This window comes from Brenneria sp. g21c3 (assembly GCF_040240345.1).
In the GTDB taxonomy this organism is placed as follows: domain Bacteria; phylum Pseudomonadota; class Gammaproteobacteria; order Enterobacterales; family Enterobacteriaceae; genus Brenneria.
On the sequence record NZ_JBEIAB010000006.1, the window covers coordinates 1 to 23081 of the forward strand.

21 protein-coding genes are annotated in these 23081 nt (G+C 57.8%); 13 read left to right on the forward strand and 8 right to left on the reverse strand.

Going from position 1 to position 23081, the window contains the following annotated elements; translation table 11 throughout:
* The 9 genes from ABRZ28_RS11105 to ABRZ28_RS11145 all read left to right on the forward strand — a co-directional run.
* Positions 1-1133 (forward strand): DUF2345 domain-containing protein (locus ABRZ28_RS11105; protein ID WP_330520278.1); only part of this gene is annotated, 1133 nt, incomplete at its 5' end.
* A gap of 317 nt (positions 1134-1450) precedes the next feature.
* The gene (locus ABRZ28_RS11110; protein WP_319606054.1) at positions 1451-2356 is read left to right on the forward strand and encodes a MurR/RpiR family transcriptional regulator; all 906 of its coding nucleotides are present in this window, start codon (positions 1451-1453) and stop codon (positions 2354-2356) included.
* 18 nt (positions 2357-2374) lie between these two features.
* On the forward strand, positions 2375-3337 hold the full coding sequence (locus ABRZ28_RS11115) for an N-carbamoyl-D-amino-acid hydrolase (RefSeq protein WP_319606053.1): 963 nt from the start codon (positions 2375-2377) through the stop codon (positions 3335-3337).
* Positions 3338-3449: 112 nt separating this feature from the next.
* The gene (locus ABRZ28_RS11120) at positions 3450-4229 is read left to right on the forward strand and encodes an ABC transporter substrate-binding protein (protein ID WP_319606052.1); all 780 of its coding nucleotides are present in this window, start codon (positions 3450-3452) and stop codon (positions 4227-4229) included.
* Between the two features lie 16 nt (positions 4230-4245).
* Positions 4246-4908 carry an amino acid ABC transporter permease gene (locus ABRZ28_RS11125; RefSeq protein WP_319606051.1) on the forward strand — a complete coding sequence of 221 codons (663 nt, stop codon included), beginning with the start codon at positions 4246-4248 and terminating at the stop codon, positions 4906-4908.
* An 8-nt stretch (positions 4909-4916) separates the two neighbouring features.
* Positions 4917-5648, forward strand: a complete 732-nt coding sequence (locus tag ABRZ28_RS11130) for an amino acid ABC transporter ATP-binding protein (RefSeq protein WP_330520386.1) — start codon at positions 4917-4919, stop codon at positions 5646-5648.
* A 104-nt stretch (positions 5649-5752) separates the two neighbouring features.
* Positions 5753-6967 carry a diaminopropionate ammonia-lyase gene (dpaL, locus tag ABRZ28_RS11135; RefSeq protein ID WP_330520279.1) on the forward strand — a complete coding sequence of 405 codons (1215 nt, stop codon included), beginning with the start codon at positions 5753-5755 and terminating at the stop codon, positions 6965-6967.
* Between the two features lie 141 nt (positions 6968-7108).
* Positions 7109-8293, forward strand: coding sequence for a YgeY family selenium metabolism-linked hydrolase (locus ABRZ28_RS11140; RefSeq protein ID WP_330520280.1), 1185 nt, complete (start codon positions 7109-7111; stop codon positions 8291-8293).
* A 358-nt stretch (positions 8294-8651) separates the two neighbouring features.
* Positions 8652-9629: a chemotaxis protein gene (locus ABRZ28_RS11145; protein WP_319606048.1), complete on the forward strand. Its 978-nt coding sequence runs from the start codon at positions 8652-8654 to the stop codon at positions 9627-9629.
* Between the two features lie 66 nt (positions 9630-9695).
* Here the strand turns inward: ABRZ28_RS11145 and ABRZ28_RS11150 are convergent, their stop codons facing one another.
* On the reverse strand, positions 9696-10985 hold the full coding sequence (locus ABRZ28_RS11150; protein WP_330520281.1) for a histidine-type phosphatase: 1290 nt from the start codon (positions 10983-10985) through the stop codon (positions 9696-9698).
* Positions 10986-11807: 822 nt separating this feature from the next.
* Here ABRZ28_RS11150 and ABRZ28_RS11155 point away from each other — a divergent pair.
* Positions 11808-13430: a dipeptide ABC transporter ATP-binding protein gene (locus tag ABRZ28_RS11155; protein ID WP_330520282.1), complete on the forward strand. Its 1623-nt coding sequence runs from the start codon at positions 11808-11810 to the stop codon at positions 13428-13430.
* Here the strand turns inward: ABRZ28_RS11155 and ABRZ28_RS11160 are convergent.
* The 7 genes from ABRZ28_RS11160 to ABRZ28_RS11190 are packed head-to-tail and all read right to left on the reverse strand — an operon-like array spanning position 13418 to position 20921.
* The gene (locus ABRZ28_RS11160) at positions 13418-14245 is read right to left on the reverse strand and encodes a sulfurtransferase (protein ID WP_330520283.1); all 828 of its coding nucleotides are present in this window, start codon (positions 14243-14245) and stop codon (positions 13418-13420) included. The genes ABRZ28_RS11155 and ABRZ28_RS11160 overlap by 13 nt on opposite strands.
* The gene (locus ABRZ28_RS11165; RefSeq protein ID WP_330520284.1) at positions 14235-15242 is read right to left on the reverse strand and encodes an ornithine cyclodeaminase; all 1008 of its coding nucleotides are present in this window, start codon (positions 15240-15242) and stop codon (positions 14235-14237) included. Before ABRZ28_RS11165 ends, ABRZ28_RS11160 begins: the two co-directional genes overlap by 11 nt.
* 1 nt (position 15243) lies before the next feature.
* The gene (locus ABRZ28_RS11170) at positions 15244-16242 is read right to left on the reverse strand and encodes a 1-aminocyclopropane-1-carboxylate deaminase/D-cysteine desulfhydrase (protein ID WP_330520285.1); all 999 of its coding nucleotides are present in this window, start codon (positions 16240-16242) and stop codon (positions 15244-15246) included.
* 42 nt (positions 16243-16284) lie between these two features.
* On the reverse strand, positions 16285-17658 hold the full coding sequence (locus tag ABRZ28_RS11175; RefSeq protein WP_330520286.1) for a M20/M25/M40 family metallo-hydrolase: 1374 nt from the start codon (positions 17656-17658) through the stop codon (positions 16285-16287).
* The gene (locus ABRZ28_RS11180) at positions 17655-18569 is read right to left on the reverse strand and encodes an ABC transporter permease (RefSeq protein WP_319606041.1); all 915 of its coding nucleotides are present in this window, start codon (positions 18567-18569) and stop codon (positions 17655-17657) included. Before ABRZ28_RS11180 ends, ABRZ28_RS11175 begins: the two co-directional genes overlap by 4 nt.
* A 1-nt stretch (position 18570) precedes the next feature.
* On the reverse strand, positions 18571-19431 hold the full coding sequence (locus ABRZ28_RS11185) for an ABC transporter permease (RefSeq protein WP_330520287.1): 861 nt from the start codon (positions 19429-19431) through the stop codon (positions 18571-18573).
* Positions 19428-20921, reverse strand: coding sequence for an ABC transporter substrate-binding protein (locus ABRZ28_RS11190; RefSeq protein ID WP_330520288.1), 1494 nt, complete (start codon positions 20919-20921; stop codon positions 19428-19430). The genes ABRZ28_RS11185 and ABRZ28_RS11190 overlap by 4 nt, the downstream gene beginning before the upstream one ends.
* Positions 20922-21106: 185 nt before the next feature.
* Between ABRZ28_RS11190 and ABRZ28_RS11195 the strand changes: the two genes are divergently transcribed.
* The 3 genes from ABRZ28_RS11195 to ABRZ28_RS11205 all read left to right on the forward strand — a co-directional run bounded on the left by ABRZ28_RS11195 (position 21107) and on the right by ABRZ28_RS11205 (position 23056).
* Positions 21107-21769 carry an FCD domain-containing protein gene (locus tag ABRZ28_RS11195; RefSeq protein ID WP_319606038.1) on the forward strand — a complete coding sequence of 221 codons (663 nt, stop codon included), beginning with the start codon at positions 21107-21109 and terminating at the stop codon, positions 21767-21769.
* 147 nt (positions 21770-21916) lie between these two features.
* Positions 21917-22240, forward strand: a complete 324-nt coding sequence (locus ABRZ28_RS11200) for an antibiotic biosynthesis monooxygenase family protein (protein ID WP_319606037.1) — start codon at positions 21917-21919, stop codon at positions 22238-22240.
* A 114-nt stretch (positions 22241-22354) separates the two neighbouring features.
* A complete protein-coding gene (locus tag ABRZ28_RS11205) occupies positions 22355-23056 on the forward strand; it encodes an ArsR/SmtB family transcription factor (RefSeq protein ID WP_330520289.1) in 702 nt (233 codons plus the stop codon).
* Positions 23057-23081 lie beyond the last annotated feature (25 nt).

The window sequence follows — 23081 nt, forward strand, 5'->3', positions numbered from 1 at the left end:
TCGGGGAGGGCAACCCGGACCGGCCGTACATTGCGTATGCGCTGCACGACTCCAGGCACCCGGACCACGTAACGCAGGCGAACAACAAGCGCAACGTCATCCGCACGCCGGCGAACAACAAGCTGCGGATGGAGGACGAGCGGGGCAAAGAGCATATCAAGCTGTCGACCGAGTACGGCGGCAAGTCGCAGCTGAACCTGGGGCATCTGGTGGACGGCAGCCGTCAGCGGCGGGGCGAAGGGTTTGAGCTGCGCACCGACCAGTGGGGCGCGATACGGGCGGGGAAAGGGCTGTTCATTAGCGCGGAGAAACGGGAACGCGCCAGCTCCGCTCAGTTGGATATGAAGGAAGCAATAGCGCAACTGGAGCAGGCGTTGCATCAGGCTGAATCGTTGCGTGCGGCGGCGGAAACGGCGCAAGCGGAACTGGCGGATGTGGAGCGGCAAAAGGCGCTGTTGACGGAAACGCTGGACGCGCTGAAACAGCAGGCGATAGTGCTATCGGCCCCGGAAGGGATAGCACAGGTGACGCCTAAAAATCTACAGATCTCGGCAGGTGAAAACGTGACGGTTACCAGCGGCGGTAGTACCGATATGAGCGTACTGAAAAAGTTCACCGTGGCGGCGGGCGAACGGATAAGCCTGTATGCGCAGAAAGCGGGCATGAAGTTATTTGCCGCCAGAGGCAAAGTGGAGTTGCAGGCGCAGGGCGATGAAATGGCGTTAGATGCCTTGAAAGATGTGCAGATAAGAAGCAGTGAAGGCCGAATCATCATCAGCGCGAAAAAAGAAATCATCCTGAGCAGCGGCGGCGGCTACCTGCGGATCGGGAATGGCGAAGTGGAAAGCGGCGCGCCGGACAAAATCATTCAGCGGGCGGCGGTGTGGCAGAAGTTCAGCGGGCAAAGCGCCAGCCAGATGTTTAATCAGTACCAGCAGGGGGATTATGAACTTCAGCCGCAAATGGCGTGGGTCGGTTCAGGTGAACCGGTAGCGGGTCAGCAGGTGGCGCTGCACGGCGAATCGGGAAACAGTACGCTGACCACCGCCGCCAGCGGGGAAACGGATAAGCAAAACCTGCTTTACGTGGATAGCGTGAAAGCTATTTTGAAAAATAAGGAAAAGGATGTCTGAGTCATCGCGAATGATAAAGATATCCCCGATTTTTGATCATTCCCCCCTGATGTTGACACGGCGCTGAAACATGCGGGGGCGTTTGACGCTGACGCCAGAGGCGAGCGTTGACGCTCCATTGTGGTGCGATGAATGCGTTTTTATGGGGCAGTGCGGCGTTAAATCGCATCTCTTTTAGCGACGTTAAAAATAAAATATTTATTTATTAGTATCTTATATATTTATTTTTTTATATGGCCCGTTAATTGCTTTTATTGGTTCATCTGTTTCATGATTTGTTTTTTCAAGAAACAATGGTGCCAAAGAGGCTAACGACCATGTCCAGCTATTCAGATAACCATTCGGCGGAAGCCATCGGCGAGCTACAGGATCTGATCCGTCAGATCCATCCGATGCTTTCTCCGGCCGAGAAAAAATTCGTTACGGTTCTGCTGCGCTATCAGCACAACCTCGCCAGCTATAGCGCAACCGAGTTGGCCAAGCAGGCCGGCGTGTCAAAATCGACGGCGGCGCGCTGTTTTCGTCATCTCGGCTTTACCGATTTTAATCATTTTCGCCGCACATTCAGGCCCGCGATGGTCACCGGTAAATCGCCGCTGACCCATCTTGAGAATACGGCGCCGGGCGCGGCGGATACTTATGAGCGTCTGGCGGCGCACGTTGAAACGGACAAGAAAAATATTGATAACGCGCTGGATAGCGTGTTCGCCGATAATCTGACCCAAGCGGTGGAACTGCTGGGGGGCGCCCGCCGTATCTGGATCACCGGATTCAGAAACAGTTATATCTCCGCCTATTATGCGTTGTCGATTTTTTCCAATATCTGCCCTGATGTTCGCCTGGTCAACGACAGCGCCGGTCGTTTTGTCGATAACTTGGCCGATCTGCACGCGGACGATGTCATGCTGGTGGTGGATTTCCCCAGACGCGTCAACATGCTGGATAAAATTGTCAACGTCGCCAAAAGCAGAAACATCAAAATGATCTGTTTATGCGATAGATTGATTTCTTCACTGAATGCGCAGGTGGACGTGGTGTTGGCCTGTCATACCGCCAGCCGAACGATTTTCGATTCTTATACGGTCGGCATCAGTATGATTAATTTTCTGGCCGGCGAGCTGGCATTACAACATCCGCAAAAAGCAAAGGAAAGAATGCAGGAAATCGAAAGAATACATCAAATGACCGGTGATCTATTTATTAATAATGATGAACAGGTTTGAAATACAGGAGAGTAAATTATGCCCCGTTATGTCAATGTGGCTATGGGTCAATTAGGTCCGGTTAATAGAACAGATAGCAGAGAAGATGTCGTCGCGCGTCTGATGGCAATGATGCGCGAAGCGAAAAGTTTGGGCGCGGATATTATTGTTTATCCTGAACTGGCGTTAACCACGTTTTTCCCCCGTTGGTATATTGAAGATCAGAATATTATTGATGAATGGTTTGAAACCGCCATGCCGAATTCGGCGACGCAGCCGCTGTTTGATTTGGCAAAGTCGATGAAAATAGGATTTTATCTTGGCTATGCGGAATTAGCATACGAAGACGGGCAGGTTAAACATTACAACACCGCTATTCTGGTGGATAAAACGGGCGAGATTATTGGTAAATACCACAAGGTGCATTTACCGGGGCATCGGGAAAATGAACCCTGGCGGGCATTCCAGCATCTGGAGAAGCGCTATTTTGCGCCGGGAAATCGTTTCGACGTTTATCCCGCCTTCGGCGGCATTTTCGGCATGGCGATCTGTAACGATCGACGCTGGGCGGAAACCTATCGGGTGATGGGGTTACAGGGCGTGGAGATGGTGCTGATTGGCTACAACACGCCGGTACATAACGCGCCCGCGCCGGAACATGATGATTTATCGCTGTTTCATAATCAGCTCTCGCTACAGGCGGGCGCCTACCAGAATGGCACCTGGGTTGTCGGGGTGGCTAAAGCCGGTTGCGAAGAGGGAATCGAGCAGATCGGCGGGAGCTGCATTATCGCGCCATCGGGAGAAGTGGTTGCTGCCTGTATTACCAAAGGCGATGAAGTGGCGATTGCGCATTGCGATTTGGATTTTTGCCAAAAATATAAAAAGACCACCTTCAATTTTGATATTCACCGGCAGCCCGCTGCTTATGGTCCTATTACGCAATATAAAGGAGAAACGTTGGATGCCGACGGTCAACGCCGTCATTTCATTGCTAAATGATAATCAATTAAACCCATTACCTATTGGGACTATCTAATCATTTTATTAAATAAATAGTTGATGAATTTCTCAACACCAGGGGCTTTATTGTTTTTTACTGATGAGGTAAATCATGAATATTTTTGTTAAAAAATGTCTTTGCGCCATGACTATCCTGTTTGGCGTTGGTATGAGTATGGCGGCCCAGGCCGATGATTCCACTATCGATAAAATAAAGGCACGCGGAGAATTGATTGTTGCGACCGGTAATTATCGCCCGTTCGAATATTATGACGATAATAATCAGATGGTAGGTTATGACATTGATATCGCCAAAAAGATCGCGGAGAAATTAGGGGTCAAACTGAAAATTAAAGATATGCAATTTACCTCGCTGATCCCGTCGGTACAGAGCGGTCACGCGGATATTGTGATTGCCGCTATGTATATCAACGATGAACGTAAAAAGGTGGTCGACTTTTCCGAACCTTATTTAAAAACCGGCATGGTGCTGGTGGTGAAGAAAACCAATAACGCCATTACCCGTCCGGAAGATTTGAAAGGGTTGACCGTCGGCGCCAAAGCGGGCGCAACCAGCGAGCAGGTGGCCCGCAAACTGAGCGAGACCACGCCGTTCACCATCAAAGCCTATCAGGATACCAGCGCGCAGACGCTGGACTTAACCTCCGGGCGCATTGATGCCGGTATTAACGACCTGCTCAATCAAATGGAGCTGAACAAGGTTTTTGATAACGTCAAAGTGGTCGGCCAGCCCTTCACCGAAGCCTCTCTGGGGATTGCCATCAAAAAGGGCGATAGCCGGTTGGTTACGCTGGTGAATACCGTCATCAATGAAATGCGGGCAAGCGGCGAACTGGACGCGCTGTACAACAAATGGATCATCGGCAAGTAATCATAAGGCGATTTAGATGATGAGCATCGATCTTAACTATGGTGTGGTTCTGAGTAAGTTGCCACTGCTGTTGGATGGTTGCGTGGTGACGCTACAGGTATCTGCTTGCGCGCTCCTGTTGGGAATGGCATCAGGGATTATCGGTGCGCTTTGCCGGTTATCACGTAATCCGTTATTACGCTGGCCCGCATTTCTCTATGTCTGGGTAGTGCGCGGGACGCCGTTCCTGGTGCAGTTATTTATTCTGTATTTTGGTCTGGCGGCCATCGGCCTGCCTATGGGCAGTATGGAGGCCGGCATTCTCGGATTGGGGATTAACGCCGGCGCTTACATCACGGAAATTATCCGCGGCGGCATACAGTCGGTGGATAAAGGACAGGCGGAAGCGGCGGCGTCATTGGGCATGAACGGGGGACAGTCGATGTTCCATATCATTGCCCCGCAGGCCATTAAGTTCTGCGTTCCCGCGCTGGTGAACCAGTTCATTATGACGTTGAAAAATTCGTCCATTGTTTCGCTGGTCACGATCGCCGAACTGTTTCATGTCGCCGATCGGATTAACTCGGCAACCTTCCGATCTTTTGAGGTCTACACCACGGTTGCCGCCCTTTATCTCATCATGAATACGTTTTTCATGCTGATAGCAGCCTGGCTGGAAAAAAGGATGGCGAGATCATGAGCGGTTATATCCTTGAAATGCACAACGTCGGTAAAAGTTTCGGCGATGTCGAGGTGTTAAAAAACTTTCATCTGCTGGTCAAGCCCGGCGAGAAAGTGGTGATTATCGGCCCGAGCGGCTCCGGCAAGAGTACGGTGTTACGCTGCATCAACCATCTGGAGACCATTCAGAGCGGGAATATCATTTTTGATAACAACGAAGTGCATGATAAAGCCGACCTCCGTTATCTGCGGATGCATGTGGGCATGGTGTTTCAGCGTTTTAATCTGTTTCCGCATAAAACGGTGCTGGAAAACGTGATGGCCGCACCGATGATCGTCAAAAAAATGCCGCGCGATCAGGCCAGGACTCAGGCGATTCAACTGCTGGAGCGGGTCGGATTGAAACAGAAAATCGAAAGCTATCCGCGCGAGCTGTCCGGCGGGCAGCAACAGCGCGCCGCGATAGCCCGATCGCTGGCGATGAATCCCAGAATCATGCTGTTCGACGAGCCGACTTCCGCACTCGACCCGGAATTGGTTGATGAAGTGCTGTCGGTGATGAAAGGGCTGGCCGATGAGGGAATGACCATGCTGGTCGTCACCCATGAAATGGCCTTTGCCCGTGAAGTGGGGGATCGGGTGCTGTTTATGGATCATGGCGTTGTCGTGGAACAGGGCCATCCGGAACAGCTCTTCACCGCGCCGCAGCAGGAGCGCACCAAAAATTTCCTGCGTCGGGTTTATCGGCACGCCGACTGATCAGACGTCCTCTGGCCCGGCGCGCCTTGCCGGCGGTTTTTTTCATCCGCCGCGTCGCCTGCCGGCTGGTGTTCACCCTTTTGATTACGGATTTATACCGCGTTATGACCAAATCTATTCAGTATTTCATTAATGATACGGACTTTTCCCGCCATCCCGCCGCCAGCACCGCCGACTTCCGGCGCGAGGCGCTGGAAGAGGCGCGCCAGTTTCATCGCACCATTCCCGGTTATCAGGAAACGCCGCTGGTGGAACTGACGCAGTTAGCGGATCGCCTCGGGCTGGGGGCGATCTTCGTCAAGGATGAATCGCAGCGCTTCGGTCTGAATGCTTTCAAGGTGCTGGGCGCGTCCTTCGCCATGGCGAAATATGTCGCCGGCGCGCTGGGGCAACCCTTAAGCACGCTGCCATTTCCGGCGATGGTGAGCGAGGAAGTGAAGCGGCGTATTCCTCCCGTCACCTTCGCCACCACCACGGACGGCAACCACGGGCGCGGCGTGGCATGGATGGCGCGCCAGCTCGGACAAAAAGCGGTGATTTACATGCCGCGGGGTTCGTCTGCGCAACGACTGGCGGCCATCCGGCGCGAAGGGGCGCAGGCGTCTATCGTCGATATGAATTATGACGAAGCGGTAAGAATGACGGCGCAACGCGCGGCCGAAGGCGGCTGGGCGGTGTTGCAGGATACCGCCTGGGAAGGTTATGAGGATGTGCCGCGCTGGATTATGCAGGGCTACGGCACGCTGCTGCTGGAAGCCTGCGATCGGCTGGCGCAGCAACGGCCGACCCACGTTTTTGTTCAGGCGGGCGTCGGCGCGTTTGCCGGCATGGTGCAGGGCGTTTTTCGCGCCCTCTGGGGCGAGCAGGCGCCGCGCGTGATCGTGGTGGAATCCGATCAGGCGGATTGTCTGCGCCGTTCGGCCGAAGGGCAATCCGGCAGCGCCGTGGTCGTGGATGGCATGCTGCAAACCATCATGGCGGGACTGGCCTGCGGCGAGGCCAATCAACTGGGGTGGGGTCTGCTGCGTGATTACTCCCACAGCTTCCTGTGTTGTCCCGACTACGTCGCCGCGCACGGGATGCGTATGCTGGGACATCCGCTGCCCGGCGATCGTCAGGTTATTTCCGGCGAATCCGGCGCGGTCACCGCCGGGGCGCTGGCGCTGATTATGCGCTCGCCCAGGCTGGCCGAACTGCGCGAGCAGTTAGGACTGAACGACAGCGCCAGAGTTCTGCTCATCAGTACCGAGGGCGATACCGATCCGGAACATTATCTCGATGTGGTCTGGGGCGGCAAAGAGCCCAGTTTTGCGGGATAAAAAATAAAAGCGGCGCAATAAACGCTCGCCAGACCCGCCGTGGCAAAAACAAATCAAATCAGACCGTTGACCAACTTATCGCCGCTCACCGGTCTTTGTCAGCAAACGCATTAAATAGATAGATTTCGGGGAATACCAGACATGTTAACTGAGAAACGTCATCAGCAAGTGATTGAATACTGCCAGTCTTTGGTGCGGCAAAAGAGTTATTCCGGTCATGAAGCGCCGGTGGTGGATGAGATTCGCCGCATCATGGAGCACTTCCGGTTTGATGAGATTCACATCGATGATTTCGGCAATATCGTCGGCGGTATTATCGGCAAGCAGCCGGGGAAGACGCTGCTGCTTGACGGCCATATCGATACGGTGCCGGTGGATGAAAGCCAGTGGCGGCAGGCGCCGTGGGGCGCGGAGATCCGTGACGGGAAAATGTATGGCCGCGGCACGTCCGACATGAAAGGGGCGGTCGCCGCCATGATCGCCGCCGTGGGATTTTTCGCCGAGGATCATCAGCGGAATTTTCGCGGCGCGATTTATGTCGCCTGCGTGGTGCATGAAGAGTGTTTCGAAGGCGTCGCGGCGCGGGCGATCAGCGCGCGTTACCAACCTGACATGGTGATTATCGGCGAGGCGTCGGCGTTGAATGTCAACGTCGGGCAGCGGGGGCGGGCGGAGATTGTCTTCGAAACTTTCGGCAAACCGGCGCACTCGGCCAATCCCGAGAAAGGAATCAATGCGGTGTATCACATGAGCAGACTGATTAACCGCTTACAAGCGCTGACCGCGCCGCAACATCCGCAATTAGGGAAAGGAATTCTGGAGATCACCGATATCAAGTCCTCGCCTTATCCCGGCGCGTCGGTGGTTCCCGATTATTGCCGGGCGACGGCCGACCGTCGTTTACTGGTGGGGGAAACGGAAGAGAGCGTACTGGCGCCGCTACGCGCATTGCTGGCAAAACTCAGCGCCGAAGATCCGCAGTTCCGCGCCCGTGTTTCATACGCAGAGGGACAGGAGACCTGTTACACCGGCAATATCATCGAGGGGAAACGTTTCTTTCCCGGCTGGATCACGGACCGACGGCACCCGCTGGTCGATGCGGCGCTGACCGCGCTGACGCAACTGGGACGTCCGCCGCAGGTGTCGACCTATTCGTTTTGCACCAACGGCAGCCACTACGCCGGAGAGGCGGAGATTGCGACGATCGGATTCGGCCCGTCGCGCGAAAATCTGGCCCATGTGATTGACGAGTATATTGAGGTCGAACAACTTACGCGCGCGGCGGACGGCTATTACGCGATTATCCGCCAGCTTTATACCCAATAGATGTCGAGTTGCGGGACAAAACGCATGGCGTTCTGAACAGCGCTTGCGCTGGCCCCGAAGGGGCGAGGCCCATGGACGGGCCGAGTAACGCAGCCAGCGCACCGGCAACTTGAAAGATGACGGCTATATGCTAATTAAGCGTCTCTACACAACATTTCACTAAACTTTAAATCCGACAGGTCGAAAATAGATAAATTGGACCGCTATTTTCTCTTTCTGCAAATGGAGCGTCGGCAAGAGCGATCTGAAGCGCGCAGTCAAGCGCGTACCGTGTGAAAAGGAGATGTTGGGCCTTCTTTGCTCGCATCATGAATGTCGTTTGGTTAGGCCCATCATTATTATTCGTATTGAGGCAAGCATGGATAATTTTCAAAAAGAAATCGATGAAAGGACAAATCTCACCTCGGCCAACAAGTTTGAATTGTTATTGTTCCGATTGGGAAACACCGAGCATGAAGGAAAATCCGAGTTGTTCGGCATTAATGTGTTCAAGCTGCGCGAAATCGTGCCGATGCCGTCGTTAACCAAGGCGGCGGGCATGAAACCCCCGATGCTCGGCATGGTGAACATCCGCGGACAAATCATTCCGGTTATCGATCTTCCGGCCGTTGCGGGCTGCGTACCCGCCACCGGCCTTAATATTCTGCTGGTGACGGAATACGCGCGCAGCACCCAGGCATTTGCCGTCGAATCCGTTGACGATATCGTTCGTCTTGACTGGGGGCAGGTATTGACGGCCGAAGCGGGCGTCAGCAGTCGTCATGTCACCAGCATCGCCCGTCTCGACAGCGATAAAGAGAGCAATCGCCTGGCCCTGGTGCTGGATGTCGAGCAGATTTTGCATGACATCATCCCGGTGGATCGCGATGTTCATATCGATAATATGGAAACGAAGAAATTTCCCATTAAACCGGGGGCGGTCGCCATCGTCGCCGAGGATTCCAAAGTCGCGCGTTCGCTGCTTGAGCAGGGGCTGAAAATGATGTCGATTCCGTCGGTGATGCATGTGACCGGGCTGGAAGCCTGGAAAAAGATCAAGGCGATGGCGCAAGAAGCCCAGCAGGAAGGCCGACCGATTTCGGACAAAATCGCCTTTGTGCTCACCGACCTGGAAATGCCTGAGATGGATGGTTTTACCCTGACGCGGAATATCAAGCACGACGATTTTCTGAAAAATATTCCCGTGATTATCCACTCTTCGCTGTCCGGCAGCGCGAATGAAGATCACGTCCGCAAGGTGGGCGCGGATGGCTATGTGGCGAAATTCGAAATTAACGAACTGGCGGCGATGATCCAGACGGTGCTTGATAAGGCGACGTCAGCCGCCGCTCGCTGATGTTAGCGCGCTAAGATTTTCGCGAACATCAGAACAGGCGACCGATAGAGGGTCGCCTGTTTGCGGTTAATGAAAAATGGCCTGCGGCGCACGGATCCCCGTCGCCATCGAGTTTTCCATCACCTGTACCATATGCCCAAGCGGACACAGCGTCCCTATCGCGGTTTTTCGGCAGGCATCGTCGGCATAATCCGCGCTGAGTAATGGGTGCGCGGCGTCGAAGCGGCTGAGGTTGCGCCATTGATCCAGCGACATGGCGGTGAATGACAGCCGAACCAGCACCTCGCCGCTGCGGGTATCGCGATAGCGTTCAAAAACCAGACTGCCGCCGGGCGGAATATCATTTTGCGGATATTCCCCCAGCGTCCACTTGAAGTTCAGCATGGTTTGAATCTGCGCGATATTGGTGTCATGACCGATCAGCAGCGTCAGCAGGGCGGCGGGTTGCGCCGTTGCCGCTGGCGCCAATGGCGTTCCCTGCGTTAATGCCGCCGCAAGCTGCGTCATCAGCAACGTGCCGCCGTGGCGAGCCAGTTCCGGGGTATCGCTGACCATATCGTATTTAGCGGCATGTAGCGCCATCAGCGCCGCCACCTGTCGGGCGTTGACGGCATGACCGAAAGCCACCTGGCTTAACGGCAACCCTTCGCTGTATTGCAGGCGGATGGTTTCGCCGATGTTGGCGCCTGCGGATAGCGGGCCTTTTAGCGAAAAGCGGTCTTCTTTTTCAACCAGCCGCCAGGGTTCATCCAGGAATGCGCAGGCGGCGTCGGCGCAAACGGCCTGACTCAGGCGTTCAACGTCGGGCTGATAGCGTTTGGCGACGGCCTCTTCGCTGCCGCCCATGCGTTCGAGTATCTGCTGTCTGACCAGCGCGCCGTTCGGTTTGGATAATGCCATGTCGACGCTTTGAAACAACGGATCCTGTTTTTCAACCGTGCTGCCGGCGGACAGGCCGCAGCCGGGAAACATGCCGTCAAGCAGGGCCTGCGCCGTCGCCCGGGTGCGTTGCAACGGGCTGGCCCAGGCAAACACCTGATCGGGAGACGGGCAGCCGGTATCGATCGGCAGCCCCGCATCGCGCCAGAGCGTAATTTGATAGGCGGCCTGATTGACGATGCCGGCGTAACCATGTCCGGAAAGATGGCCATCCTGAACATTCCACTGGGGCCATTGTTTCCCCGTGGCCTGATTCAGCTTTGACGTGTTGGTCTGCGAGCGAACGCCATGACGGCTCAGCATCACCACTTTCTCCAGCCTATATTGCTCGCCGGCGTCGGCAAGCGCGGGGGCGGCGGGAAGCCACCAGAGCGCGCACCACGCCGTAAGCGCCGCCTTTAGCGTTGATTTCTTCATATAAATTTTCCTGACGCGATAAAAATAAAACCGATTGTAAGCCTGTTGACGCCGGGATCCTGAGGAATCTCCAGAAAATAATTAAGTATCGTCTTAGATAGCAGGATTTTGTCTTTTAAAGGTTTTTCTTCGCGTAAAAAATTGCGCTGAGGTGGGCGTGACCGCCGGGTGAGCGGCATGGACGCCGCGAAAGCCAGTGCCGCGCCGGGAGCGCGTCAATGGCGGCCCGATCCGCGGTCACGAACGCCGAAGGCATCGCGTAGCGACGCGATTTCGCGAAAAGCCCGGGGTCATGGGGCGGCGGCGACTGAACCGCCCCGTGTCGGGCGCGTGCTGCGACGGTGGCAGAAATCGACTGAGGTTAGTGCGCACGAAACTCTCACTGTGCTTATAGATATTCCATACTCTGATTTCTGGCGATTCCTCAGTCCGGGAGCGATTTTAAACGTCGCCTGCGACGGCCCAACGGGTGACGGGCAGGGAAGCCCGTCATAAAAAATCGCCGGGAGCGATTTTAAACGTCGCCTGCGACGGCCCAACGGGTGACGGGCAGGGAAGCCGTCATAAAAAATCGCCGGGAGCGATTTTAAACGTCGCCTGCGACGGCCCAACGGGTGACGGGCAGGGAAGCCCGTCATAAAAAATCGCCGGGAGCGATTTTAAACGTCGCTTGCGACGGCCCAACGGGTGACGGGCAGGGAAGCCCGTCATAAAAAATATCCATCTGAGTCATAACCAAACGGCCTAACCGGCGCCTTGCCGCGCAAGAATATAGGATATATCCTCAGGGTGTAATCTAACCAACCGTTTTGGGGCAGAAAGATGGCGCTCTCGGATTCTTTACTCGACGTCGATAACCTTAGCATCGGCACGGAAAGCGGCTCGTCGCTGGCGACAGGCCTGTGTTTTTCCGTCGCCCGGCGTGAAATCGTGGCGCTGGTCGGCGAGTCGGGATCCGGCAAGACGCTGACCTCGCTTGCGTTAATGGGATTGTTGCCGTCGGGCGTGCATCAGACCGGAGGGGAAATCCGGTTTGAGGGGCAGACGATCGCCAGACCCGGCTCGCCGTTTGCCTCTCATCTGCGCGGCCAGCGCATGGCGACCATCTTTCAGGAGCCGATGACCAGCATGAACCCGGTGCTGAAAGTCGGCGAACAGATTGCCGAAGTGCTGGTGCGCCATCAAAAGCTCAGTTGGAAACAGGCGCAGAGCGAGGCGGTGGCGCTGCTGGATCGCGTCGGCATCGTTAATCCGGCGCTGCGCGCCCGGCAGTACATCCACCAGCTTTCCGGCGGCATGCGGCAGCGGGTGATGATCGCCAGCGCCATTAGCTGCAAGCCGTCGTTGCTGATTGCCGACGAACCGACCACCGCGCTGGATGCCACCATCCAAACGCAAATTCTGGCGTTATTACAGACCTTACAGCGTGAAATGGCGATGGGGATCCTGCTGATTACCCACGATCTCAGCGTGGTGGCCCGTTATGCCGACCGCGCCTGCGTGATGTATCGCGGCCGCATCGTCGAGCAGGGCGAGGTGCCGACCTTGCTCACACAGCCGCAGAATGACTACACGCGCAAACTGATCGCGGCCTCGCAGCCGCAACCCAGAGCGACGCGAGCGCCTGACGGGCAGGCCGCGCCGCTGGTCAGCATCGAATGCCTGACGAAAAGCTACCCTCAAAAAAATCGCCTGCCGTTTTTCCCGGCGCAGCGCCATACCGTGTTGTTCCCCACCTCAATGAATATCGGCAGAGCGGAAATCGTCGGCCTGATCGGTGAATCAGGATCGGGAAAAACTACGCTGGGCCGGGCGGCAATCGGCCTGATTCCGGTGGATAGCGGGAAAATCACCTTTGATGGCGATGAAGTCAGTTCACAAGGCAGACAGCGTTTGTTAAGGCGTCGGGCGCAGATTATCTTTCAGGATCCGTACGCCAGCCTGAACCCGAAAATGACCATCGGCGAACAGATCGCCGAGCCGGTGCGCGTGTATAAATTGCGCCCGGCCGATCAGATTCAGGCGCGCGTCGACGCCTTGCTGGCGCTGGTGGGGCTGGAACCCCATCACGCCCGCCGTTTGCCCGCCGCCTTTTCCGGCGGTCAGCGTCAGCGGATTGCGATTGCGCGCGCGCTGGCGCTTGAACCGGATTTGCTGGTGGCGGACGAAGCCGTTTCGGCGCTGGATTTATCGGTGCGCGGCCAGATATTGGCGTTGCTCGATCGTCTGCGCGAACAGTTGGGGCTGAGCGTGCTGTTTATCAGCCACGATCTGAGCGCCGTGCGCCAGCTGTGCGACAGGGTGGTGGTGTTGTATCGCGGCAAGATCGTGGAAAGCGGCGTCACCGAACAGATTCTGAATGCGCCGCGGCATGCGTATACGCGTCAACTGCTGGACGCGGCGCCGGATATCGGTCGGGCTTTGCGCCTGCGTCAGGCGTCCTGAGACCCTTGTTTGATGGGCAGTTCGTCATGTTCCGCCCACTCATGCCAGGAACCGACATACACCGCCAGATGCCGGTAGCCGGCCAGGCGCAGCGCGACCAGTACGGTGGCGGCCCGGGCGCCGCGATGGCAATAAATGGCGATCCGCTGGTCGGGATGCAATCCCGCCGCGGCGGCGCGTTGGGCGATATCCTCCGGCGAACGAAAGGCGCCGTCGTTAACCACATCTTCCCAAAACAGTAATTTTGCGCCGGGAATGCGCCCGGCGCGATGACAGCAGTCATGGACGAAACTGCCGTCGAACTCGGTGGGACGCCGGGCGTCAAGGATCACGTCGCGTCGGCCATCGGCGTCAAGCACCTGCCGGCGGCTGGCCGTCAGGTCGCGCGCAAAGCGGGTCGCCACGCCGCGCTGCGGCTGATGCGCCACCGCGCTATCGCTCCCCGTTCCCGGAGAAAGCCGACCGCCCGCCGCCAGCCAGGCCTCCACGCCGCCGTCGAGCACCACCGCATCGCTGCGGCCGATCAGCCAGGCAAACCACGCGCCGCGCGGCGAGCGCATGCCGGTTTGCTGTTCGAAAAACACCGGCGTCACGTCGCTGGCCACGTCCAGCCGTCGCCAGCCCGCCGTGACGTCGTCGGCCATCGCGTTGATACCGTCGTCGGTGCAGTCGTCGATAAAATAGTCATATACGTTGAAATGACCGGCTGCCGGCAACGAACCGGCCAGCCAATCGGCGCGATCGCGGGTATCCAACAGCGCGAATCGTTCGCCGGCGCGCAGGCGGCGCAGCAAATCATCGGCTTTAATCAACATCGGTATTCCTCTGCAATAAAGGGAGTAGAGCGCCGTCGGCGCGGCGTTCGGCTTCCTGCAATACGCGGGCGGCCAGGGCGATATCAAACACATTGAGTCCGAACGAAGAGAAATAGACGCTATCGTCCGCCTCGCTGCGCCAGCCGTCGATCAGCAGTTGGCCGAGATCGGCGGCTACCCGGCGGGGTTCGAATTCGCCGGCGCGGTACATCTGGAACAGGCTTTTCGCGCTGGTGCGGCAGAATTCGCCCCACAGATCGACCACCACTTTGCCGGCCTGACGGATGCCGCTGAACTGCATTTCATGGTAGCCGATTTGCAACACGATACCGCCCTGACGCAGCGCATCCGGCCCGAGAATCGGCGCGGCCGCGCTGGTGCAGGCGAGCAGCGCGTCATAGTCCGTCTGTAGTGCCTGGCTGAGCGTGTCGGGAAATTCCACCGGCCACGGCAAGGCGGGCAGGGAAGAGAAAAGACGTTGCGGCGTCTCCGGCGTTCGGTTCCACCACACCAGCTTTTCCAGCGTCGGGAACAGCGCCCGCAGCATCTCAATGTGCGCCTGCGCCTGTACGCCCGCGCCGAGCAGCAGCACGCGCCGTATCGCGCGCGGCGCCGCATGGCGTAAAGCGACGGCCGATACGGCCGCGGTGCGGGCGGCGGTCAGCGTCGCGCTTTCCACGATGCCGAGCGGCATGCCGTCGGACAGGCGATTAATCAGCGTCGTCGCCATCGCCTGCGGCAACGCATCCGTTCTTTGCGGGCGATGCACCGTCCATTTTACGCCCGCGGCATTAAATCGTCCGCCCACGCCGGCCGGCAGCGCATAGGCTTTGCCGCGCGGCGTCGCCAGATCGACATGCGATTCCGGCGTCATCTGCGTCTCTCCGCGCCGCATCAGCTTGACTACCTCGACCACATCGTCATAGGCTTGGCGCGGATCGGCGCCGCCCAGCCGGACGACGGCCTGACGATCCAGATAACGCAAGGCGGGCGACATGCTAGCGCTCCAGCAACGTCTGGGCGAAGGGATAGAGCGCGGGCGAGCCGCCGCAGTGAACGAATATCACGCTGGCGCCGGCCGGGATTTTGCCCTGCGCGGTCAAATCGATCAGCCCGTGCATCGCCTTGCCGGTGTAAACGGGATCCAGCAGCACGCCTTCATCCTGCGCGACGCGGTAAATGGCGTCGATGCCGCCGGCCGAAGGCACGCCGTAGGCCGCGCCGACGTAGTCGTCCTCTATCCAGATATCCTCCGGCGTCCAGCGCTGCGGCCAGGCCAGCAAATCGGCGCACTCCTGCGCCATGGCGGAGATGCGCGTCTGGAACCACGGCGCTTTGGCGCTGACGCTGATGCCGATGATTTTGGTCTGCGGCCAGTAGCGACGCGCGCCGACATAGAGTCCGGCCAGCGTGCCGCCGGAGCCGGTCGGCGCGACGATAAACTGCGGCGGCGGCTGGTCGCCGGCCTTCAGCTGCGCATCCATCTCCTCGATCGCCCGCACATAGCCCAGCGCGCCCAGCGGCGTCGCCCCGCCCAGCGGGATAATCAGCGCTTTTTCGCCTCGCGCCGCCGCCGCATCGGCATGGGCCTGCATCGCGCCGTCGATTTGCGTGAAGTAGGCGTCCGGATCGAGGAACTGGAGTTGCGCGCCGAACAGCTTATCCAGCAGCAGATTCCCCTGATAGGTTTGCGGCGGGTTGCCGCGCAGCACCAGCACCGGCTTCATGGCGAATTTCCGCGCCGCCGCCGCCACCATGCGCGCATGGTTGGACTGATGTCCGCCGGTGGTAATGACCACATCGACGTTCTGGCGACGGGCGTCGGCCATCAGGTATTCCAGTTTGCGCACTTTGTTGCCGCCGCCGCCGAAACCGGTGTAATCATCGCGCTTGATGCTCAAACTGATTCCCAGCGCGTCGCCGAACCGGTTGAGCGCTTCTAACGGCGTTGGGAAAAAACCTAGTGCGACACGTTCAAAATCATCAACATTTTTCATTATTTAATCCTGAAATCCGAGACAACGATTGTCCTGCGTTGGCTACGTAAGCGAACGGTCGGCCGACGCGGTAAAACGGGTCAGCCAATCGTCCAGCGACTCAACAAAACGCCGCAAACCGTGCAGCGTGACGAATTCATTAACGCCATGCGCATTACCGCCGTGGCCGAGGCCGCCGATTAAAAAAGCGGGCGCGATCGGCGCAAAAGCATAGGCGGGGGCGCAGCCGGGCGCCCACGGCCAGACTTGCGGCTGCGCGCCAAACCGCCGGTAGCTGGCGAGCAGTTGGCTAACGCCCGGCGCGTCGAGGGTGAAGCGGTATCCGGGATAGCTGTCGTCCAGCGTCAGTTCGGCGCCGGCCAGCGCGGGGTCGGCCAGGCGGCGAGACGCGTCGTCGATTAACCGCGCGCCGTCGATGCCGGGAGGCGTGCGCCAGGCCAGCTCCGCCTCGGCGAACGGCGGGATGACGCCGCGCGCCCCCGTCGGAGAGGTTTTGATTTCGGATAGATTGAGCACCGCGCTGCCGAGAAAGGTTTGCAGGCAGCTCAGGGTATCGCCGCTCAGCGTCAGACGCCGGCTGCGGCGAAAGCGCAGTTCGTCCGCGATACTGAAGTCGGCGGCCAGTTCGGCGAGCAGACTATTGGCTTCGTCGTCAGGGGGGAGGGTCGCGAGAACGCCGTTGCGCTCCGCCGGCGCGATGGCTTGCAACGCCTGCACCAGACGCCAGGCCGGATTGGCGATCCAACTGGCGTTGCTGGCGTGGATAGCCGTCTGCGGGCCGCCCCAGTCGCCGCCTTTAACCGTCAGGCGTCCGCCGCTCAGACCGGTAAACCCCAGATAGACGCGCGGCTGGCCGCCGCCATATTCGCACAGGGAAGGGAACAGCACCGCGAGAGCGGGCGCGATCGGGCAGGGCGTCTGCGCCAGATAGCGACGCAGTTGACCGCTGCCTGTCTCTTCTTCGCCTTCGAGAATAATTTCCAGATTGACCGCCAGCTTACCGCTGTCGCGCAGCGCTTTAACCACCGCGAGCATGCCGGCCAGCGGCCCTTTATTATTTTCCGCGCCGCGGGAAATGTAGACGTCGCCCAGCTCCGGCCAGCGGCGAATGCCGCCGATAAAGGGCGGAACGTCCCAGCCCGCTTCATCAGCGGGCATCACATCGTACATGTTGTACAGCACCAGCGTTTTATCGGCGCCGCTGTCGATACGCACGTGTACCAGCGGCGGCGCGCTCTGGCCGCGCTGTTGCGCGACCGGCAATACCGGCTGCGCGCCGACTTCGCTAACCAGCCACGCTTCCAGCCACTGCGCCAGCGCGCGCTGCTGTTCGATTTGACCGGCAACGCTGCGAAAAGGCGTAATCTGGTCGAGTAACGCCAGCGTCGCCGGTAACAGGGCATCCCGCGTTTTCACAGCCGTATCCTCGGATTGAGCAACACATAGAGCAGGTCGATGATCAGGTTTACCGCCACAAACACCAGCGCCGCCAGCAATACGATGGCCTGCACCAGCGGGAAGTCGCGATTCTGGATCGCCTGCACCGCCAAACGACCGATGCCCGGCCAGGCGAAAATGATTTCCGTCACCAGCGCGCCGCCCAATAGCGAGGCGAAGTACATGCCCTGAACGGTGACCACCGGGATCAGCGCGTTACGCAAGCCGTGGCGCACCAGAATGCGCCAGGCGCTCAGCCCTTTGGCGCGGGCCGTGCGGATGTAATCCTGCTGCATGACGTCGATCAGGCTGGCGCGCACCAGACGGGCGATGGCGCTCATGTAGTACGCGCCAAGGCTGACGGCGGGCATAACCAGGTGGCTCGCCGTACCGTAACCGCCGGACGGCAGCCAGCGCAAATCCAGACTGAACAACAGGATCAGCAACAGACCCAGCCAGAATACCGGCACCGCCTGGCCGGAGAAGGCCAGCAGACGGGATAACAGATCCCAGATGCTGTTTGGCCGCAGCGCGCTGATGATGCCGAGCGTCAAGCCGAGCAGCGTGCTCCAGGCCAGCGCGGTGACGGCGAGCAATAAGGTGGCGGGAACGCGATCGCCGATCAGCCGGGTGACCGGCTGGCTGTAGCGCAGCGAATCGCCGAAATCCCCTTGCAGCACGCCGGACAGGTAATGGCCGTATTGCCACAGCAGCGGGCGATCGAACCCCATGCTATGGCGGAAATGATCGATCTCCTGCTGCGTGGAGCCGGGCGGCATCATCACCGCCGCCGGGTCGCCGGTCAGATGGAGACTGTAAAAAATCAGAATCGATACGCCGAACATCACCAGAATCGATTGCCCGATGCGGGACAGCACATATCTCGCCATATCAGTCCAGCCTTGTGCGGGTTTTACGCAGCAGGCTGTCGCCCACCAGATTGCAGCCGACCACCAGCGCGGCGATCGCCAGCCCCGGATACAGCACCAGCCACTGCGCCAGCAGCATATAAGAACGGCCTTCGCCGATCAGATTGCCCAGCGTCGGCGTCGGCGGCTGGATCCCCATGCCGAGAAAGCCGATGGAGGCTTCAAGTACGATCAGCCGCGGGATATCCAGCGTCAGCAGGACAATCAGCGGCGTAGCGAGATTCGGCAACACGTGACGCAGCAAAATGCGCGGCGTGGAAAAGCCCATGGCGCGCACCGATTCGATATATTCCAGCTCGCGAATTTCCAATGTTTTGGCGCGGGCGACGCGGGCGTAAATCGCCCAACTGCTGACGCCCATAATGATGATGATATTGCTCAGCGAAGTGCCGAACAGCGCCATCACCAGCAGGATTAACAGAATAAACGGCACCGCCAGTTGGATATCGATCAGGCGCATTATCAGCGCATCCAGCCAGCCGCCGGCATAGCCCGCCAGCATGCCGAGCAGGCTGCCGATAACCGCGGCGATCGCCGCCGCCATCAGCACCACGAATAATGATAACCGGGCGCCGGAAAGGATGCGCGCCAGCATATCGCGCCCCAGTTGGTCGGTTCCCAGCCAGTGCATGCCCGAGGCGGTATCGCTGCCCGGCGGCAGGAAGACGTCCGCCAGATTGTTGGCCAGCGGGTCGGGCAGGGGCAGCCAGGGGGATAACAGCGCCGCGGCGAGGGTTATCGCCAGCAGTAGTCCGCCGATAATGCCGTCGCCGTAAAAACGGCGGCGCGGCTTCCTGTTTAATGCATCCCCCTGGGCGATCATTTCAGCCTCAGGTCGAACAGCGGGATACGGGCGTCGGCTCGACCGGTAAACGTCAGCGCATCGCTGCTGGCATAGAGCGAATCCTCGCGATAGAGCGGGATCAGCGGCTGCTGTTGCGCAACAACCTCCTGGATCTGCTGCAATATTTTTTCGCGTTTCACGGCATCTACCGTCAGGCGGCTTTCGTTGAGTAATTTATCCAGTTCGGGCAGGCTGACCGTCGAATAGGGTTCGCCCGAATGCAGGATCGGATATAACGCCGCATCGGCATCCAGCGTTTGCGTCGAGCCCCAGGCCAGCATATAGATCGGCGCCTGTTTCTTCGCCGCCACCTGCTGGGTGTAAACCGACCATTCCGGCACTTCCAACTGGAGTTTGACCCCGATTTTGGCCAGATCCTGCACTATCGCCTGCGCGACATCGGCGCTGGCGATATAGCGGCGCGGCGCCTGGAAACGCAGGGTAAAGCCGTCCGGATAGCCTGCCTGCGCAAGCAGGGATTTCGCTTTGGCGATATCCTGCGCCGGCGCGGCTATCGGCTGGTAGCCAAAGTCTTTCGCGCCGGCCATGGTGCCGGTGGGCGCGCCGAAGCCATGCAACAGCTGGCTGGTATAGGCGTCGCGGTTCAGCGCCAGCGACAGCGCCTGGCGAACGCGGACATCGTCCAGCGGTTTCTGATCGTTCTTGAGCCCCAGATAGATGGTCAGTCCGCCGCCTTTTACCTGCTCTAAATGGATACCCGGTTTGTTTTTCAGCGCCGGCACCAAATCCACCGGTACGCTGTCGACGAGCTGCACTTCGCCGGTCAACAGCGAGGTGATGCGCGCGGTGGCTTCCGGTATCGGACGCCAGGTGACGGTGTCAATCGCCGGTTTGCCGCGCCAGTAGGCGGCATTGGCCTGCATCACCACCTTTTCATCAGGAATAAATGTTTCGACCCGGTAAGCGCCGCTGCCGATCGGCTTGCGGGCGAATTCCGATGCGCCGACTTTCTCGACGTATTGCGGCGGCACGATATAAGCCGGATAACGGCTCAGACGCGTCGGCAGCAAAGGATCCGGCCCGTCGGTATGAAAGCGCACCTGATACTCGCCGGTCGCTTCTACCGATTTAATGGTGCGAATATAGGATATAGTCGGCGCATGGTTGGCCGGATCGAGGATGCGGTCGATAGAGAACTTCACGGCGTGCGCATTGACGGCTTCGCCATTGGTAAATTTCACGTCCTGGCGCAGCGTAAATTCCCAGGTCGTGTCATCAATGGCTTTCCACGATGTCGCCAATCCGGGCTGAAGTTTCATCTGTGAATCGCGTAATACCAGCGTATCGAAGACATTATCCACCAGCGTGGCGGATTCTTTGAGAAAACCGGGGTCCATCGCAGTGGCGGAAGCGGGTTGCGCAATCGTCAGCTCCGCCGCCATCGACAAGGGTGATAGCAGACCTGACAGCATTGCCAGTGAAGCGAATGTTAAGGCGGATTTTTTCATTATGATCGTTCCCAAAACGAAGCCCGAAGGGCTGACGGTAAGCATTGGAGATGCGCTATTCGTCACAGATTTGGACGAATGCCGCCGACTGCAAATACAGGATATATCCTATATAATATGTTATTAGCAGGCTAATGATTAAACTGCAAAAGCAAAGTCATCTTTTAACTAAAGGAAAAAGTTATATGTTCGGGATGGGAAAGGCTCAGCGCCTCAGTCTGACCATGCAGGTAGAGGCCCAACTGAAGGGCGCGTTGATGGTCGGCATGTTGAAACCCGGCGCTCGTCTGGTGACCAGCGAGATCGCCGCGCAGTTGGGCACCAGCGTCACGCCGGTGCGTGAAGCCTTGTTGCGCTTGGTGTCGGCCGGCGCGCTGGAGGCAACCCCGGCAAAAGCGTTTTTAGTGCCGGTGATGCCGTTGAGTCAGTATCAGGAAATTACCCTGATCCGTAAACAGCTGGAGGGGCTGGCGGCGGCGCAGGCGGCCAGAGCGATGGATGCCGATAAACTGGCGCATTTGACCGCGCTGAACAGTCAGTTTCGTTCCAACAAGATGGTGCAGAATATTGAAGAATCCCTCAAGGCGAACCGGGAATTTCGTTTTACGCTGTATGGCTATGCCGATATGCCGACGCTGGTTTCGCTGATCGAACAGCTATGGGTGCAGATTGGCCCCTGTTTCAACTACCTTTATCCGCAGTCGGCGGAGATTGTTCATCGTCAGCACAATTACGATGAACTGCTGCTGGCACTGGCGGAAGGAGATAGCGAACGCTGCGTGAAATCGATCCATAAAGCGATCGACGATGGCGTGTCGATACTGGAGAAAAACTATTTTCATTGTTGATTGCCGGCGGGTACGACGGGCGCCGGTTGAAGAATCCTGCGTGACTTATCTTTGTCTCAGACCACATTCATATTTCGCTCTGCATCGAAGTGTGCAGGGCGGAAAACGTTAAAGTCATGTCCTTTCGATATACCAGAGGACGGAAATATGATTGCAGTGCTTTTCGAGGCGGATGTGGTTGATACGCAACAAGGGCGCTATCTCCAGCTTGCCGCGGAATTAAAGCCGCTATTAGCCGATATTGATGGATTTATATCCATCGAGCGCTTCCAGAGCCTGACCACGCCGGGGAAGATCCTTTCCTTGTCCTGGTGGCGGGATGAACACGCGGTATTGCAATGGAAAAGAAACGTCCTGCATCAGGCGGCTCAGGCTGAAGGCCGTAAGTCTATCTTCTCTTTTTATCACATTCGCATCGCCCGGATGACCAGAGAGTATTCGTCGGCGAGCAGAGAAAGCGCGGAGCCATGATGTTGATTATTCTTCCGCGATACAGCGAGCGTTCAAATCCGCTGATTCTGGTGACCGACGATGCTATGGTTGTCGGCCGGGCGACGTAAACATGGGCGGCAGGGTCTGAATAATATGCTTAAACATATTGAGTCGGCAGAGAATAGCGATGCGCTTGAGCGTTCGATGGCGGCGGTCGCGGCCGCCATTTCCGATCCTTCCCGCGTAAAAATGCTCTGTGCGTTGATGGATGGTCGGGCGTGGACGGCCACGGAGCTGAGTGCCGTGGCGGATATCGCCTCTTCCACCGCCAGCGCCCATCTGGCGCGTCTAGTCAGTGGGAATCTGATTTCCTGTCTTTCTCAGGGGCGTTATCGTTATTATCGTCTGGCCGGGAAGGATATTGCCGACCTGATTGAAAAAATCATGGGCGTTTCATGGCGATCCGAGTCAGAAGCCAAAGCCAGTACGCCTCCCTCGTTACGGAAAGCCCGAACCTGCTATGACCATTTAGCCGGCGAAATCGCGGTTAAAATTTATGATTTTATGATCGCCGAAAGCTGGTTGACCGCTGATGGCAGTTCGGTCACGCCGACAGGGCAAAAACAGTTCCAACAGTTAGGCATGACGTTGAATCCCAAAACACGGCGTAAAGCGTGCTGCGCCTGTCTTGACTGGAGCGAAAGGCGATTTCATCTTGGTGGAGACGCCGGTGCGGTCTTTTTAATTCATTGCGAACAAAAAGGATGGTTAGCCAGAGTACCGGGATTTCGGGAAGTTAACTTTACCGTCAGCGGCAAGCTGGCCTGCAAAAAATGGTTTGGCGTGATTGTTTAACGCCGTCCTGGCTGTGAATGAGGTG